16 protein-coding genes are annotated in these 16410 nt (G+C 58.1%); all 16 read right to left on the reverse strand.

Going from position 1 to position 16410, the window contains the following annotated elements; translation table 11 throughout:
- Nucleotides 1–2 precede the first annotated feature (2 nt).
- The gene (fliI, locus tag AC07VR_RS19280; protein WP_495012210.1) at nt 3–1361 is read right to left on the reverse strand and encodes a flagellar protein export ATPase FliI; all 1359 of its coding nucleotides are present in this window, start codon (nt 1359–1361) and stop codon (nt 3–5) included.
- Nucleotides 1351–2154 carry a flagellar assembly protein FliH gene (gene fliH / locus AC07VR_RS19285; protein ID WP_494994220.1) on the reverse strand — a complete coding sequence of 268 codons (804 nt, stop codon included), beginning with the start codon at nt 2152–2154 and terminating at the stop codon, nt 1351–1353. Before fliH ends, fliI begins: the two co-directional genes overlap by 11 nt.
- 9 nt (nt 2155–2163) lie before the next feature.
- The gene (fliG, locus tag AC07VR_RS19290; RefSeq protein ID WP_494994221.1) at nt 2164–3183 is read right to left on the reverse strand and encodes a flagellar motor switch protein FliG; all 1020 of its coding nucleotides are present in this window, start codon (nt 3181–3183) and stop codon (nt 2164–2166) included.
- On the reverse strand, nt 3176–4957 hold the full coding sequence (gene fliF, locus AC07VR_RS19295) for a flagellar basal-body MS-ring/collar protein FliF (protein ID WP_494994222.1): 1782 nt from the start codon (nt 4955–4957) through the stop codon (nt 3176–3178). Before fliF ends, fliG begins: the two co-directional genes overlap by 8 nt.
- A 15-nt stretch (nt 4958–4972) precedes the next feature.
- On the reverse strand, nt 4973–5302 hold the full coding sequence (gene fliE / locus AC07VR_RS19300) for a flagellar hook-basal body complex protein FliE (protein ID WP_419119279.1): 330 nt from the start codon (nt 5300–5302) through the stop codon (nt 4973–4975).
- A gap of 126 nt (nt 5303–5428) precedes the next feature.
- The gene (locus AC07VR_RS19305; protein WP_495012211.1) at nt 5429–6832 is read right to left on the reverse strand and encodes a sigma-54-dependent transcriptional regulator; all 1404 of its coding nucleotides are present in this window, start codon (nt 6830–6832) and stop codon (nt 5429–5431) included.
- A gap of 5 nt (nt 6833–6837) precedes the next feature.
- Nucleotides 6838–8043, reverse strand: coding sequence for a sensor histidine kinase (locus tag AC07VR_RS19310; protein WP_495012251.1), 1206 nt, complete (start codon nt 8041–8043; stop codon nt 6838–6840).
- Between the two features lie 286 nt (nt 8044–8329).
- The gene (locus AC07VR_RS19315; RefSeq protein WP_494994224.1) at nt 8330–9805 is read right to left on the reverse strand and encodes a sigma-54 dependent transcriptional regulator; all 1476 of its coding nucleotides are present in this window, start codon (nt 9803–9805) and stop codon (nt 8330–8332) included.
- Nucleotides 9806–9974: 169 nt separating this feature from the next.
- Complete coding sequence (gene fliT, locus AC07VR_RS19320; protein ID WP_494994225.1) at nt 9975–10271, reverse strand: flagellar protein FliT; 297 nt, start codon at nt 10269–10271, stop codon at nt 9975–9977.
- Between the two features lie 10 nt (nt 10272–10281).
- Nucleotides 10282–10677 carry a flagellar export chaperone FliS gene (gene fliS, locus AC07VR_RS19325; protein ID WP_494994226.1) on the reverse strand — a complete coding sequence of 132 codons (396 nt, stop codon included), beginning with the start codon at nt 10675–10677 and terminating at the stop codon, nt 10282–10284.
- Between the two features lie 128 nt (nt 10678–10805).
- Nucleotides 10806–12218 (reverse strand): flagellar filament capping protein FliD, encoded by a 1413-nt coding sequence (gene fliD, locus AC07VR_RS19330; protein ID WP_494994227.1) that lies wholly within the window; start codon nt 12216–12218, stop codon nt 10806–10808.
- 83 nt (nt 12219–12301) lie between these two features.
- Nucleotides 12302–12652 carry a flagellar protein FlaG gene (locus AC07VR_RS19335; RefSeq protein WP_494994228.1) on the reverse strand — a complete coding sequence of 117 codons (351 nt, stop codon included), beginning with the start codon at nt 12650–12652 and terminating at the stop codon, nt 12302–12304.
- Nucleotides 12653–12725: 73 nt separating this feature from the next.
- Nucleotides 12726–13577, reverse strand: a complete 852-nt coding sequence (locus tag AC07VR_RS19340; RefSeq protein ID WP_419119285.1) for a flagellin domain-containing protein — start codon at nt 13575–13577, stop codon at nt 12726–12728.
- Nucleotides 13578–13824: 247 nt separating this feature from the next.
- On the reverse strand, nt 13825–14097 hold the full coding sequence (locus AC07VR_RS19345; protein WP_495012212.1) for a hypothetical protein: 273 nt from the start codon (nt 14095–14097) through the stop codon (nt 13825–13827).
- Nucleotides 14094–15386 carry a motility associated factor glycosyltransferase family protein gene (locus AC07VR_RS19350; protein ID WP_495012213.1) on the reverse strand — a complete coding sequence of 431 codons (1293 nt, stop codon included), beginning with the start codon at nt 15384–15386 and terminating at the stop codon, nt 14094–14096. Before AC07VR_RS19350 ends, AC07VR_RS19345 begins: the two co-directional genes overlap by 4 nt.
- Before the next feature lie 83 nt (nt 15387–15469).
- Nucleotides 15470–16396 (reverse strand): ketoacyl-ACP synthase III, encoded by a 927-nt coding sequence (locus AC07VR_RS19355; protein WP_494994231.1) that lies wholly within the window; start codon nt 16394–16396, stop codon nt 15470–15472.
- Nucleotides 16397–16410 lie beyond the last annotated feature (14 nt).

Here is a 16410-nt window from a genome sequence, read left to right on the forward strand (position 1 = left end):
ACTTAACCGCCGGCCACAGGAGCAAACACCGATGCCAGATGAGCCTCGCTCTCGCCCATGCCGATGTTGTCGTTCAAGCCTTGGCGAAGGTAGGTAAGCATCGACGGTTGCAAGGCGATGGCCGTGTCGGTTTCCCGGTCGCCGCCGGGCACATAGGCACCGACGCTGATCAAGTCGCGGCTCTGTTGGTAGCGCGACCAGAGTTGTTTGAAGTGCTGCGCACGCCTCATATGCTCCGGGCTGACCACCGACGGCATGACCCGACTGATGGACGCCTCGATGTCGATGGCCGGGTAGTGACCTTCCTCGGCCAAGCGCCGCGACAGCACGATATGACCGTCAAGTACGCCTCGCGCCGCATCGGCGATAGGGTCCTGCTGATCGTCACCCTCTGAAAGCACGGTATAGAAAGCCGTGATCGACCCCCCGCCCGCTTCGGCGTTACCTGCGCGCTCCACCAGTTTCGGCAATCTGGCGAACACTGAAGGCGGATAGCCCTTGGTCGCCGGCGGCTCGCCGATGGCCAGGGCGATTTCTCGCTGGGCTTGAGCGAAACGGGTCAGGGAATCCATCAGCAACAGAACATTCTTGCCCTTGTCGCGAAAATACTCGGCAATACGCGTGCAATACATGGCGGCACGCAGGCGCATCAGTGGCGCATCGTCCGCGGGCGAGGCCACCACCACCGAACGCTTGAGGCCTTCTTCACCGAGAATGTGCTCGATGAACTCTTTAACTTCACGACCCCGCTCGCCGATCAGCCCGACGACAATGATGTCAGCCTCGGTAAAGCGCGTCATCATGCCCAGCAGCACGCTCTTGCCGACACCGGTACCGGCGAACAGCCCGAGACGCTGACCGCGGCCGACGGTCAGTAATCCGTTGATACTGCGAATGCCGACGTCCAGCGGTTGGCTGATAGGATGACGCTTGAGCGGGTTGATGGTCGGACCGTCGATCGGCACCCAGTCTTCGGCCTTCATGCCGCCCTTGCCGTCCAGCGCGCGCCCGGCGCCATCGAGCACCCGCCCGAGCATGCTCATGCCCATTGGCAAACGACCGGTATCGGCCAACGGAACGACCCGCGCGCCCGGCGCGATGCCAGCGACACTGCCCACCGGCATCAGAAAGACTTTATTGCCGGAGAAACCCATGACTTCAGCTTCTACCTGTACCGGGTGATAACTGTCATCGTTGATCACCACGCAGCGACTGCCCATGGCAGCACGCAAGCCTTCTGCTTCAAGGGTCAAGCCGACCATGCGCAGCAATCGCCCTTCAAGGATCGGCTGGCCCGCCAGCTCGGTGGCTTCGGCGTAGCTGCTCAGGCGCTTGCCAAAGCTGGTTCGCTCAAGACGCATCCGCACGATCCAGTTCGACGCGATGATTCTCAACAGCAGCAAGCTCGACACTCAGGTCAGGTTTGGCTGGATGCAGGGCCTGTTCGTGCAACTGGTCGAAGAGCTTGGCCATGACCTGGGTGATACGGGTTTCGATGGTCGCATCAATGCGGCTGTGGGCGGTTTCAACCCGCAGACCACCGGCCTGCAACGCCGCATCCTCGACGATCCGCCATTTTTCTTCGTGGCGTTCGCGCAGGGCTTTGACTTGGTCGAAATCCTGCGGATTGATAAAGAGGCGGACATTTTCGGCATCGAGCGGTAGCAGCTTCAACGCTTCGCGCATCACCTGTTCGATCTGTGTCGAGTCGATAGCCAGCTCACGCTGGATCACCTGACGTGTAATGTGCTCGACCAACCCGACCATCGACTTCTCGATCTGTGAATCCTGATCGGCAATCGGCTCGAAGAGGTTTTCCATCAACCGCTCGAGGCTGGCGAGCCTGGCACTCAAGGCAACCTCGGCTTCCTGGCGAACCTTGAGTTGAGTGCTGTGAAAGCCCTCTTTCTCACCGGTCGCGAAACCTTCGTTATAAGCCTCCTGGCGGATACTTTCGAGCTCTTCGAGGGTCAGTGGCTGGACTTCTTCCAGCGGCACTTCTTCCATCTCGGCCGGTGTTTCTTCTACAGGCTCCGGCTCAGGTTCCGGCTCCGGCTGATGCGGGTCGAAGCTGGGCAACGACCAGATGTCGAAACCGCCGACATCCCGGGCGCGAATCAGGTCGCTTGGGGACTCATCATTTCTGGAAGACATGGACCTGCCTTAGATCATTTCTTCGCCGCCCTTCCCGCCGAGAACAATTTCTCCGGCTTCGGCCATACGGCGGGCAATGGTGAGGATTTCTTTCTGAGCGGTTTCCACATCGCTGACGCGTACCGGGCCCTTGGCCTCGAGGTCGTCACGCAGTAGTTCGGCCGCCCGTTTGGACATGTTCTTGAAGATCTTTTCCTTGACGCCTTCGTCCGAGCCTTTGAGAGCCAGCACCAGCACGTCGGATGAGACCTCGCGTAGCAGCGCCTGGATACCGCGGTCGTCGACGTCGGACAAGTTGTTGAACACAAACATGAGGTCTTCGATCTGACCGGACAGGTCTTCGTCGACTTCGCGGATCGAGTCCATCAACTGACCTTCGATCGAGCTGTCGAGGAAGTTCATGATGTCGGCAGCACGCTTGATACCACCCAGGGTGGTACGAGCCGCATTGGAGTTGCCGGAGAACTGTTTCTCGAGAATCTGGTTGAGCTCTTTCAGCGCCGCCGGCTGCACGGTATTGAGCGAGGAAACCCGCAGAATGATATCCAGCCGCACCTTGTGATCGAAATTCCCGAGCACTTCACCGGCCTGGTCCGGGTCCAGATAAGCGACGACGATGGCCTGGATCTGCGGGTGCTCGTAACGGATCACGTCCGCCACCGCCCGCGGCTCCATCCACTTCAGACTGTCCAGGCCGCTGGTGTTGCCACCCAGCAGGATCCGGTCGATCAGGCCGTTGGCCTTGTCTTCGCCCAGGGCCTGAGTGAGCATCTTGCGGACATAGTCATCGGAACCGACGCCGAGGCTGGTCTGGTCGCCGACGATATTGACGAACTCGCTCATGACCTGCTCGACCTGCTCGCGGTGCACATTGCGCATTTGCGCCATGGCCACGCCGACACGCTGAACCTCCTTGGGCCCCATGTGCCGCAACACTTGCGCGGCATCGGTTGAACCCAGGGACAGCAGCAGAATCGCGGCTTTGTCGACTCGAGTGAGTTTTTCGGTAGCAGCTCGGTTATCACTCATCTGCGTTAATCCACTCTTTCACGACCTGAGCCACCCGACCCGGGTCTTCTGCCACCAGACTTTTGATTGCATTCAACTGTGCGTCATAGCCTTCGCTCGGGCTAGGCAGCAAGATGCTTTGCGGGCCACCAAGGCTGACGCGGTCGTTGCTCAGTTCGCCATCCAGAGCACCCATGCCGCCCAGCTCGGCGTCGCTACCGATACCCGCCAACTGCTTGCCTTTGCCGGTGATGTTGTTGAGCACCGGACGCAGCACACCGAACACCAGCACCAGGATGAACAATACCCCGAGCAGCTGTTTCACGATGTCCCAGAACCATGGCTGCGAGTAGAACGGAATTTCGGCGATCACTTCACCGCGCTCGGCGGAGAACGGCACATTGATCACGCTGACACTGTCGCCCCGGCTGGCGTCGAAACCGACGGCGTCCTGCACCAGGCGAGTGAAGCGCGCCAATTCGTCGGCGCTCCATGGCGCGCGGGTGGTTTCGCCGTTGGCTGCATTGACCTTGACCTGATCATCGACCACCACCGCAACCGACAGACGACTCAAGCGTCCCTGCTGCTGCTTGGTGTGGCTGATGGAGCGATCAAGCTCGAAGTTCTTGGTGGATTGTTGACGCTTGTCCGCCGGGTACGGCGCCAGCATTGGCTGACCTGTGGCCGGGTCCATGATTTGCTGACCGTTGGCATCGAGCAACGGTTGCCCCGGCTGCACCATACCGGAAGCAGGCGCAGCGCCGGCCGTGGTTTGCGGCGCGGAGGCCGGGGACGGAGGCTGGTTGCTCAGGGCGCCCGGCACACCTTGCGGGCCGTTACTGCTGGAGCGTTGTTCGTTGACTGACTGCTCGCTGCGCAATGCAGGCTGGTCAGGATTGAACTGTTCGGAAGTCGACTCGACGGCACTGAAGTCCACGTCAGCGGACACTTCGGCCTTATAGCGGTCGTTGCCCAGTACTGGCTGCAGAATGTTGTGCACACGCTGAGTGAGCATGCTTTCCATGCGGCGGCTGTAGTCGAATTGCTTGCCGGCCATGGTCAGTTCGGAGTTTTCCGCCTGGTCGGAGAGCAGGGTGCCCTTCTGATCGACCACAGTGATCTGCGACTTGCTCAGCTCGGGAACACTGGTTGCCACCAGATTGATAATCGCCACAACCTGACCCGGCTCCAGCGAGCGGCCGGAATACAGTTCAACCAGTACCGAAGCACTTGGCTTGCGCTCGTCGCGCACAAACACCGAGCTTTTCGGAATCGCCAGGTGCACGCGCGCGCCCTTGACGTTATTCAGACTGGAGATGGTCCGCGCCAATTCCCCTTCAAGGCCGCGACGATAACGGGTCGCCTCCATGAACTGACTGGTACCCAGGCCCTGGTCCTTATCGAGGATTTCGAAACCGATATTGCCGTCGCGCGGAGTCACACCGGCAGCGGCAAGTTTGAGTCGCGCCCGTGGCAAATCATCAGCCTTGACCAGCAACGCACCGGAATTAGGCTCAACGGTATAGGCAATGTCTGCGGAGGCCAGAGTGTCCATGACCTGCTTGGCGTCCATACCGGCAAGGCTGCCATACAGCGGACGATAATCGGGCTGCTGGGACCACAACACCACGGCAAACCCAATCGCCACGCTCGCTGCCAGACCAACCATGAGGCCAACCTGACGCAGCATGGTCATCTCGGAGAGGTTTTCCAGAAAGGACAAACCGAACAGCGGCGGCTTGCCGCCTGCTGGGCTGGCCTTGACCGGAACGTTATCGGCGACTGCTTCTGCCATGACTCAATCTCTTCCTTAAACTGGCATCTGCATGATGTCTTGGTACGCCTGAACCAGCTTGTTACGCACTTGTGTCAATGCCTGGAAAGAGACGCTGGCCTTCTGCGAGGAAATCATCACATCCGTCAGGTCGACGCCGCTTTTGCCGATTTCGAAGGCACTCGACAATTGGTTCGATGCCTGCTGAGTGTCGTTGACCTTGTTGACAGCCTGCCCGAGCATGTCGGAAAAGCTGCTGCCGCCCATTTCCGGCACTGCGACAGCCGATTTAGGTTGAGCCATGGCATCCATCTGCATGGAACGCATATCCAACATCAATCGATTAAATTCAATACCCTGGCTCATGGTCTACTCTCTCTGACGACCCGCAATTTTTTGACACTCACACAGCGGATAGACAGGTGTTAGCAACAAGGGTGCCAGCTCCATGGCAACCATGAACAAAACCCGCTCCCGGTCTTTGCCGACCCATCAGGTCGCGAACAAGTAAGCCTCAACGTCCATTCCGGCATCGCGCATTTGCGCCAGCTTGTAGCGCAATGTCCGTGGACTGATGCCCAGGCGCTCGGCCGCTTCTTTGCGGCGACCGCGCTCGGAACGCAGGGTGTCGATGATCATCTGGAACTCGCGACGACGCAGATCATCCCCCAGCCCGCCCGCCGACTCACCCTGCTCCATATCTACCGGCGTGCCGCGCACTTGCGGCGAGCTGGGCACACCCAATGCACGAAGCGGCGCACAGGCCACAGGTCCCGCCAGACAAAAATCCTGAGGCTGAATCAATCCGCCTTGCTGCAGGATCAGCGCACGCTGGATCGCGTTATCCAACTCACGTACGTTGCCCGGCCACGGATAACCGACCAGGCAAGCCCGAGCCTCGCTCGAAAACCGCGCGGCGGCGTGTTTCATTTTATTGACGTGCCTGGCCAGCAGACGCTCGGCCAGTGGCAGGATATCGGCGGTGCGCTCGCGTAACGGACGCCAGGCCAACGGAAACACGGACAGACGATAGTAGAGATCTTCACGAAACCGCCCCGCCGCCACTTCGCCAGCCAGATCACGATTGGTGGTCGCAACCACGCGAATATCCAGCGCGATCGGTTTGCGCGCACCAACGCGCTCAACCTCGCGTTCCTGCAATACACGCAATAGCTTGGCCTGTAGCCCTAAAGGCATTTCGGAGATTTCGTCGAGCAGAATAGTACCGCCATCAGCCTGCTCGAATTTGCCGGCCTGAGCGGCAATGGCGCCCGTGAACGAGCCCTTCTCATGACCGAACAAGGTGGCCTCGAGCATGTTGTCGGGAATCGCCGCACAGTTGATTGCGATAAACGGCTGACTCGCTCGATGAGAATGCTGATGAATGTAACGTGCCAGCACCTCCTTACCCGTACCGGACTCACCAGAAATCAACACCGTGGAATCACTTCGGGCGACCCGCGCCGCCAACTCAAGCAACTGTGCACTGGCTGGCTCGAAGGCCACCGGGCCTTCATCCTGCGCCCCCTCCAGACAACCCAAGGCATGACGCGCCACCAGATCGAGCAACGCCTTGGGCTCGAACGGCTTGACCAGATAATCGGCTGCCCCCTGGCGCATGGCGTCCACCGCCCGCTCGACCGCACCGTGAGCCGTCATCAACAAGACAGGCAACTGCGGCTGACGCGCACGCAACAGGCCGAGCAACCGATGACCGTCCATCCCCGGCATGTTCACATCACTGACCACCAGACTGAACGCTTCGGCGGCGACCGCCTCCAGAGCCTCCTCTGCCGAGCCGACAGCCTTGTAGTCATGCCCGGCCAGCAGCAGCGTATCCGTCAACGCCTCGCGCAGCGCACGATCGTCTTCGACCAGTAAAACCTTGACTGCCATGAGCCTCATTCCACTCCTTGAACACTGGGCTGCTCACAAGAAAAAAGTGGCAAAACCACCAGCGCGCAGGTGCCGCGGCCCGGCCGTGAGCGCAACAGAAATTCTCCCTGATGAGCACGCGCCACCGCCTTGACTACCGTCAGGCCGAGGCCGGTCCCAGTGGTTTTAGTGGTGAAAAACGGCTCACCCAATCTGGCCTGCACGGCCGCATCGATACCACTGCCGTTGTCACTGACGCACAAGCGCAAGGTGTTTTCACGGGTATAGAGATGCACCTTCAAACAGACATTGCCGGCACTGGCCTGAATGGCGTTTTCAATCAGATTGAGCACAGCCCCCACCAGCGTGTCGCGGTTGCACAGCAGCTCGCCAGCATGACTGTCGCACTGCCAGCGCACCGGTAAATCCTGAACATGGGTCAGTGCTGCGGCTTGCAGCGACTGCATCAATGCCTGAGGGGTAACACGGTCAGTCAACGGCAACTCGCCACGGGCGAACACCAGCATGTCGCGCACCTGATGCTCCAGCTCGTGCAAGCGCTCTTTCAACCGTCCGGCAAAGCGTTGCTGAGTGGCTACCGGCAGTTCCTGTTCGGTCAGATGACTGGCGTACAGCAAGGCGGCCGATAACGGCGTGCGAATCTGGTGGGCCAAAGAAGCGACCATCCGCCCCAGGGACGACAAGCGCTCATGGCGGGCAAGTTGATCTTGCAGGTGACGGGTTTCAGTCAGATCGTTGAGCAGCACCAATTGACCCGGCTCGGCATCCAGCGACCGGGTGGCAATCGACAGCCGTCGACCATCTTTCAGGGAAATTTCATGACCGTCGTCCTCGCGGGGCGCAAAGCAGCGCGCGATGACCCGACGCCAGAGCTCACCCTCCAGCGGCAGGCCGAGCAATTCACACGCCGCCGGATTGGCTTCACGGACCATGCCTTGCGCATCGATGACGATGACGCCACCGGGCAACAGGTCAAGGAGGTTTTGCAGTCGATTGGCCAAGCGCTCTTTTTCGGCCAGCTCTTCCATGCGCTGAGCACTGACCACCGCCAGCTCACCCTTGAGTTCGGTGACTCGCGCTTCAAGCATGCTGTAGGAGTCGGTAAGTTGGCTCGACATCTGGTTGAACAGTGCAAACGCCTGCTCAAGCCCAAGCCGGCTTGCCTGCTCTACGGACGACGATTGCCCTTGCGCATCAGGGGCAGGAGACATCTGGGCGGCTTGGGGCATCGTGCTCTCTCGCTTGGCTGACCGTCAGTTAAACGGAACGTTGCGAGAGCTATAGCAATACCCGTGCCGAAAAATAATGCGTGCCCCGCCTCGGCAATACGTTCAGTTTTTGACGAGCGGCTCTTGCCGCCAGACAAGGCGCCGCGACGAGTCATAGCCCGCCATGGCGAGGAGCGGCAACGCCGTATGACGGCAAGAGATGCCGTCAAAGACGAACAGTTATTGTCGAGGCGGGGTACGTGCTTTTCAGCACGTTAAAAAACAGGCGTCAATCATCCGCCTGTTCATCGCCATCACGACGGCTCATACCGTACTTACGCATCTTCTCCACCAAGGTGGTACGACGAATGCGCAAACGCTCGGCAGCCCGCGCCACGATGCCATTGGCATCATCCAGCGCCTGCTGAATCAAGCCTTGTTCCAGACCACCAAGGTAGTCCTTCAAGTCCAGACCTTCCGGCGGAAGCATCGCTGTGGCCGCGAAGTCCGGGGCATGCCCATTAATGGCCACCCGCTCCTCCAGATCGCTGCGCAGACTGTCGACCATTTGCTCGTCTTCATCGTCCACGTAACGGAATTTCTTCGGCAGCTCGACCACACCGATGACCCCGTACGGATGCATGATCGCCATGCGCTCCACCAGGTTGGCCAGCTCACGAACGTTGCCCGGCCAACCGTGACGGCACAGCGACATGATCGCCGCCGAGTTGAAGCGGATCGAACCGCGCTTCTCGTGCTCCATGCGCGAGATCAACTCGTTCATCAGCAACGGAATGTCTTCGACGCGCTCGCGCAGCGGTGCCATTTCGATCGGGAATACGTTCAGGCGGTAGTACAGGTCTTCGCGGAAACTGCCAACCTCGATCATGCTTTCGAGGTTCTTGTGGGTCGCCGCAATGATTCGCACATCGACGCTTTGGGTCTTGTTGCTGCCGACACGCTCGAAGGTCCGCTCCTGCAACACACGCAGCAGCTTGACCTGCATAGGCAACGGCATGTCACCGATTTCGTCGAGGAACAGCGTACCGCCGTTAGCCAGTTCAAAACGTCCGGCACGACTGGTGATCGCGCCAGTGAAAGCGCCCTTCTCGTGGCCAAACAATTCGCTTTCCAGCAACTCGGCCGGGATCGCACCACAGTTGACCGGCACGAACGGCCCGTCACGACGCTTGGAGTGGTAGTGCAGATTGCGCGCTACCACTTCCTTGCCGGTGCCGGATTCGCCAAGGATCAGCACGCTGGCATCGGTGTCGGCCACTTGCTGCATCATCTGGCGGACATGCTGAATCGCCCGACTGGTGCCAACAAGACTGCGAAAGAGATTGGGTTCGCGATGACGACCGCGCTCGCGGGCCTGGTCGTACATCTCGCGATAGACCTGGGCACGGTGCAGGGAGTCCAGCAATTTGCTGTAGCTGGGAGGCATTTCCAGCGTGGAAAGCACTCGGCGGCGCTGGTCTTCAGGCAGGTCAATGGAAGAAATATCGCCCATTAACAAAACCGGAAGGAACTCATCCCACATTGAGAGTGTCTTTAACAAACCCAAAACCGCGCCAGGAGCATTTACGGTCCCGATCAAGACACAGATTACTTCACGACTGGATGACAAAGAGCCGACAGCCTGCTGCCAATCATGGCTACCACAGGGTAAATTTTCTTCGCCAAGAAAATTTAAAATCACCGCAAGGTCGCGGCGACGGACGCTATCGTCATCAATAAGCAGAATTTTGGTTTCACGCCACATGCAATAGCAACTTCCCTAGTCAACTCAATGCCCAACATGAGGGGCAAGCTAGACGCTTGTAGGCACTTTCTGCCAGATAGACGCCTGAATTCTGAAATCAGCCACTAGTTAAGTCAAAAAAGCGTGCACAGTCAAATTTATGACGCACTACGTTCGGATTAACTGAGTATTAACCGAATAGATGGTAAACCTTTGCCGCGCTCTGTGCTTGATGGATCTGCGACATCTCGTCAACTATCGCCTGACGCTCGCCCATCGCGGTTTCCAGCAATTGCCGGTAAACCCCTAGCAACTCTTCCAGATTATTACGCAGCGCCATCTCGTCCAGCGAAGCCTCACTCAGCACATCTTCCATGCAGGCACGGCATGCCAGGTCCAACTGGCCGATGGCCTCCCAGTCACGCTCGGCCAATGCCCCTACAAGGGCCTCACGGGTTTCTTCGATACGCTGCAGTACAAGACTCATGGTGATCTCCCTAGAACTGCGGACCAGGCACAGCAATGGCATCCCAGCCTTCTTTAACGGTGCGAAGCAAGCCGGCGACCTCGTCGAGAATCTTTGGATCGCCGTTGATATTGGCCTCAGCGAGACGCTTCATCATGTAGACATAGAGATTATCCAGGTCCCCCAATGAATCGGCCGAAGTCTCGAGATCCAGCCCCTCACGCAAGCCACCGATGATCCCGATAGCCTTGCTGATCAACACACCTTTACCCGGAATATCCTTGCGCTCCATGGCGCCTTTGGCCTGAGCAATACGATCCAGCCCGCCCTCCATCAGCATCTGCACCAAGCGGTGCGGGCTGGCTTCGGAGGTCTGGGCTTGCGCTCCAACCTTCTGATATTGCCGAAGGGCTAACATCGGATTCATGTTCTACCTCATCACAACTCAAGGGCTCGTATAACCAATGTATCGTCTACGAGTCAAAAAACTTTAGATCGAAAGGCAAAAACCCGGCGCGCTAAAAACGCAGCCGGGTTTTTGGCACCAGTTCATGACTAGCCAGAGGATTTCTGCGCATTAAGGGATGTGAAGAACGACGAAATATTGGTCGCCGTCGCCTTCATCTGCCCAACCAGCAAGTCCATGGCGTTGTACTTGGCGGTCAGAGTGGTCGTCAGACTGGTGACCCGCAGATCCAGTGCCGCCTGCTGATTGGTCAGATCGCTTTTCTGCTTGCCCAGACTGCTGTTGCGCTGATCAAGAAGGCCGCCGGTTTGCGAGTAGGGCTTGATCGCCGCCCCCATTCGGGCCAGCAGACCATTGGTACTGTTGGTACCGGTAAACAGCGTCTGGACCTGACCACCCAGCGCCTTATCGGTCATCGCCTTGGTGAACTTGGTCGTGTCGAAATTCAGCGTGCCGGCCTTTTGATCAGTGGTGATACCCAATTGCGACAGCACCGATAACTGCCCCCCCGCCCCGGGAGTGACCAACACGTTACGCACATCGGCAATGAGCGAACGCGGCAGGGAGTCACCGGTCATCGCAGCAGAGACGGTCAGCTTGCCATTCGCATCCGCAGTGGCCTGGGTCAGGGAGGTTACAGTCTTCACCAGCGTGTTATAGGCATCGACAAACGACTGGATCGAGGTCTGCAAACCCGTGGTATTGGTTGCCACTGTCACCGTCGAGGAACCCGGTGCAACCAGCGTCATGCTCAGGCCACCCACCGCCTGATTGACAGTATTGCTCTTGCTGGTCACTGCCAGACCGTCGATTGTGAGACTCGCGTCGCTGGCAAACGCGCCGATAGTCCCGGCACTTGCGGTATTAGTGGTGTCCGCCAGCTTCGTGCCGTCGATTGCCAGACCGGCAATGCCGCTGACCGTAAGATCCGAGCCCTTACCTGTGGTGGTCGACCCGATCACCAGGCGCGAACCATTGCTGTCGGTGACGATGTTGGCCGTGATGCCCTGGGTTTTCAGCGTGCTGTTGATCGCATCACGGGTTGACTGCAAGGTCGCACCGGACGGAATACTGACGTTGTAGGCAGTGCCATTTTGACTGATTTGCAAGGTACCAGTCGGAATGGCACTGGTAGCACCGCCAGCAAAGGAAGCACTGGCGACTTTCGAACCGGTGGCCAGATTATTGACAACAACGTTATAGCTACCGTTGACTGCGGTATTGTCAGTGGTAGCCGTGAGCGTTGCCGGCGTCGACGAAGTCGCCGAAAAGCCCGCAAAAGCCGGACTTGTAGCACTGTTGAGCTTGTCCATGGCGGCCTGATAAGCAGCCAGGGCGCTTTTCAGCGAGCCAACACCGGAAATCTTCGACGTGGTGAGCGTGGTTTGAGTGTTGATCTGCGCCTGCTTGGCCGCCTTGTCGGCATTGACCAACGCAGTAACGATCGAATTGATGTCAAGACCAGAGCCAAGGCCTGTAGACGTTGTAATTGGACTTGCCATGTACATCTCCCTTTCAGTCTGTTGCCAGCCTTTTGACCACAATCGCCATCAAAAGAATGTAAAGACACTATTCATGCCAGTTGTCAGGCTTTCGCGTCGAACAACACATTACTCGCCGTATTCAAACTGTCCGCCAGCTTCAACGCCTCTTCGGAAGGGATCTGTCGCACCACTTCCCCCGTTGCAGTAGCAATCACTTTTACAACGACCTTGCCGGAGGCTTCATCGATTGAAAACTCCAGGTTGCGCTTGATCGACTGCACGAACTTTTCGATTTCCTGCACGGCGGTTTTCAACTTCTCCGAATCAGAGTCTTTACTACCAGCCACAGCCTGTACGCTGTCGACCCCAGGCGCCCCAGCCGGTTTATCGGTCGTGCTGCCCACCGGTTTAACCGCCGGGTAAGACAAGTTCAGCTTTACGCTCATATCCATGTCCATCACCTCCTAAAGTAAAAAAGCGGAAGAGCACGACCAGCGCGCTCCCCCGCCAAAACTCACTGCGAAATTACTGAAGCAGTTTCAGTACGGCGTTTGGCAGCTGGTTGGCTTGCGCCAGAATAGCGGTGGAAGCCGATTGCAGAGTTTGGTTCTTGGTCAGTTGAGCAGTTTCCGCAGCGAAGTCGGTATCTTGTACGCGACCCAGTGCAGCGGTGGCGTTTTCGTTAACGTTCTGCAGGTTGGAGATAGTGCTGGTCAGACGGTTTTGCGAAGCACCCAGGGCTGCACGAGTGGCACCTACGGAGGCGATTGCAGCGTCGATTGCAGTGATTGCGCCGTCGATGGCGGAACCCGCTGCGGCGCTGGTGGCACCGGTCAGTACAGTAGTACCGCTACCTACGGAGAGGCTGACGGCGTCGAACTTGCTGCTCAGAGTCAGGGTGATCTGGTTGGCGGTACCGGTGTTGGAACCCACTTGCAGGGTCATGCTACCAGCGGAACCGTCCAGCAGGTTTTTGCCGTTCAGGTTGGTGCTTTGCGAAATACGAGTCAGCTCGTCGGACATCTGCGTGAATTCTGCGTTGGTCGCAGTCTGGTCAGCGGTGCCGTTAGTGCCGTTACGGGCCTGAACAGCCAGTTCACGCATACGTTGCAGAATGTTGGTGGTCTCTTGCAGAGCGCCTTCAGCAGTCTGAGCCATCGAAATACCGTCGTTGGCGTTTTTGATCGCTACGGTCTGACCGCGGATCTGGCTGCTCATACGGGTAGCGATCTGCAGGCCGGCAGCGTCGTCTTTGGCGCTGTTGATTTTCAGGCCGGAAGACAGGCGTGTCATCGATTGAGACAGAGCGTTCGCGGCATTGTTCAGGTTCTTTTGAACAGACAGGGAAGCAACGTTAGTGTTTACGCCTAAAGACATGGTGAGTTCCTCATTGGATGGGTACAGCGGCTTCCGGCCCTGGCAACCGCCGGGTGTGGCCTAGAGAACCTTCGTAATAGTTATCGTCGCGATAGCAGGTTGCTTTAGGGCTTTTTTAAAAAAAATTGCCATCACACTGCCACCCCCCCACAAAACAAAGGTTTGGGAGGGTATGCAAAAGAAAAATGACGTCAGAGAATTGCCGGCAATGAGGAGAGCAGGACGCTTTTTACCGGAACAGGATTTTTCAGGAATAACTCAGGCCGGCATCCAGCAGCTCGACCAGTTCATACTCCATGTAATCAGCAAGCCCTGACCAATCCTGGGCCTGCTGACAGGCCAGTATGCGCATCAGGAGTTGCGCCCACTGCTGCTGGATATCCGGCGAGGCTCGGCTGAACAGGCTCTGCGCCTCGTCAAACACCTCGACCATATTCAACGCCGCCTCGACATCGCGTCCCAGGCGGAACAGCCCGGCACACTGCCGACTGTCAATAACACACTGCGCAATCCGGTTCATTGCACGAACTCCTGATTGAACGTCGTGCCTGTAATCATCGCGCCCGCCCGACTGCTATTGAAGAAACGCACCTGTGGATGCCTGGCGATGTAACGCTCCAGCTCATTCAGGTATCGGCGGAAATTCAATTGCGTCTTGACTCGCTGCCCATGACCATCGAGCACCCAGTGCCTGGCCAGGTTAACGCCCGGCCCCAGCTCACCATCATTCCAGCCGGCGTGGGTCTTGTTCATCGGGAAGGCAAAGTCGGCTCCGAATACGGTGATCTGCGCCGCCCCCATCTTCACCGCCAGATCTACCGCCGGATGAATCACACTGCCGCCGACGTAGAGTTCGGCTTTAGCGATTTGCTTGCGCACCGCGGCATAGATCGGGCTGGCAGAGTAGGCCGCGTAGCGCACTCCTTTCCAGGCAGACATCACCTGTGGATCACTCATCGGCAGATACACCAGAGGTATGTTGTCGGAGTCTTCAGGCGGCAAGTGTCGGGCGCTGATCCGCTGGTCGACGCTCACCACCAGATCTGGCTTGATGCCGTGTTCAATCAACGGCCGGTAGGCCGTATCGACACTGATGAACAAGGGGCGCTGCGCCTGGGCGCGAATAGTCCGTAGTTTGTCAAAGTGCTGCTCCAGGCTCGGCCCGGTAGCAATCACGTAGATTTCCTGACCCGCCCGCGAGCCAAATAGCTCGGCAACATCACGATCGCTGCGCACCAGTTCAAGACTGTCCTGCAGGCGCTGGATGATCTGCGGGGACTGCGGATCGAACTCGCGATTGTTGAAGCTCAAATGCACTTCGCTGACCAATCGATCCCGGATCCTGGCATTGAAGTCATCCGCCAGCACCATCTCGGAGGGCAGCACAAAAAATGGCAACCGAATGTCTGACAAGTCACCTGCATACATCAGCTCGACGCGCGGATCGTTGAGCCATTGCCGCTGGTCGAGCAACTGCAGTACCAGCGCGAAAATCGCGCCGTTGAGGATATGAACATATAGACGTTGAAGCATCGGCCGCTCCAGCAACACGTGCTGCAGGTCGCCCAGCCCCGTGCCATAGACATGCAGCACCGGGCTCTCGGGAGGCAGGCTGTCGGCCTGTAAGCGAGCCTCGCGGGTACGATCATGGCGACTGGTGAGCTGAATGCCGGCAATGCTCAGGGTCGAACCCAGGCCCTCCACCAAATCGGCCTGCAAGGCCTGACTGTCTTCATCCAACAGACGGGCGAGCAGCGCCGGCCAACGGTTCTGTATTACCTGGGCATTGTGCTCAAAGCTCTCGCTCATGCTGCCTCGCTCATCATTCATGCAAAAAAATAGCGCTCAAGGTTACACCTTGGAGCGCTATTTTTGCTGCCGGGGACTTTAGTTCAAGGGCGATAGATAATCGCAGAGCCCCAAGACAGGCCAACGCCGAAACCGCTTAGCGCGACACGCTTCCAGGAGCTGTCGAGCACGTGCTTTTCCAGCAGCAGTGGAATGCTCGATGACACCGTATTCCCGGTCTCGACCATGTCCTTGATGAACTTTTCCGGTTCGCCTTCGAAGCGTCGCGCCACCGCATCGACGATTGCCGCGCTACCCTGGTGAATGCAGAACGCATCGATATCGCTGGCCTGCAGGCCGGAATCGTCAAGCAGCTCATGCAAATGCGCCGGAACCTTCAACAAGGCGAAGTTGAACACCTGACGACCATTCATGAAGAACACGCCATCGGTGACTTTCAAGTGCGGCGCGCCAGAGCCATCGGTGCCGAACTTGGCTTTACCCAGTTGCCACGGCGCGTCTTCGCCCATCCAGGTAGCCGTCGCAGCATCACCAAAAAGCATGGTGGTATTGCGGTCTTCCGGGTCGACGATTTTTGAATACGGATCAGCGGTCACCAGCAGGCCATTCTTCAGGCCCGCAGCTTCCATGAAGCCTTTGATTGCGTAGATGCCATAGACATAGCCCGAGCAACCCAGGGAAATATCAAAGGCGGCCACGGTAGTCGGCAGACCAAGTTTGTCCTGAACGATGGCTGCGGTGTGCGGCAGGCCCTCTTCGTCGCCGTTCTGGGTGACGACGATCAACGCATCGATCGATTCGCGCTTGAGCTCGGGATTGTTGGCGAACAGTGCATTGACTGCTTCGACGCACAGGTCCGAGGTTTCCTGCCCGGCGTGTTTGCGCGGCAGGAAAGCGGAACCGATTTTACCCAGAATGAACTCTTCATCCTTGTCGAATTTTGCACCTTGCGCGTAATTGTCTACGCCGGCTACGGGTACGTAGCTCGCAATGCTCTTTATGCCAATCATTACGGCTTCCCAAT

The sequence above is a fragment of the Pseudomonas sp. GW821-FHT02H09 genome (assembly GCF_059421425.1).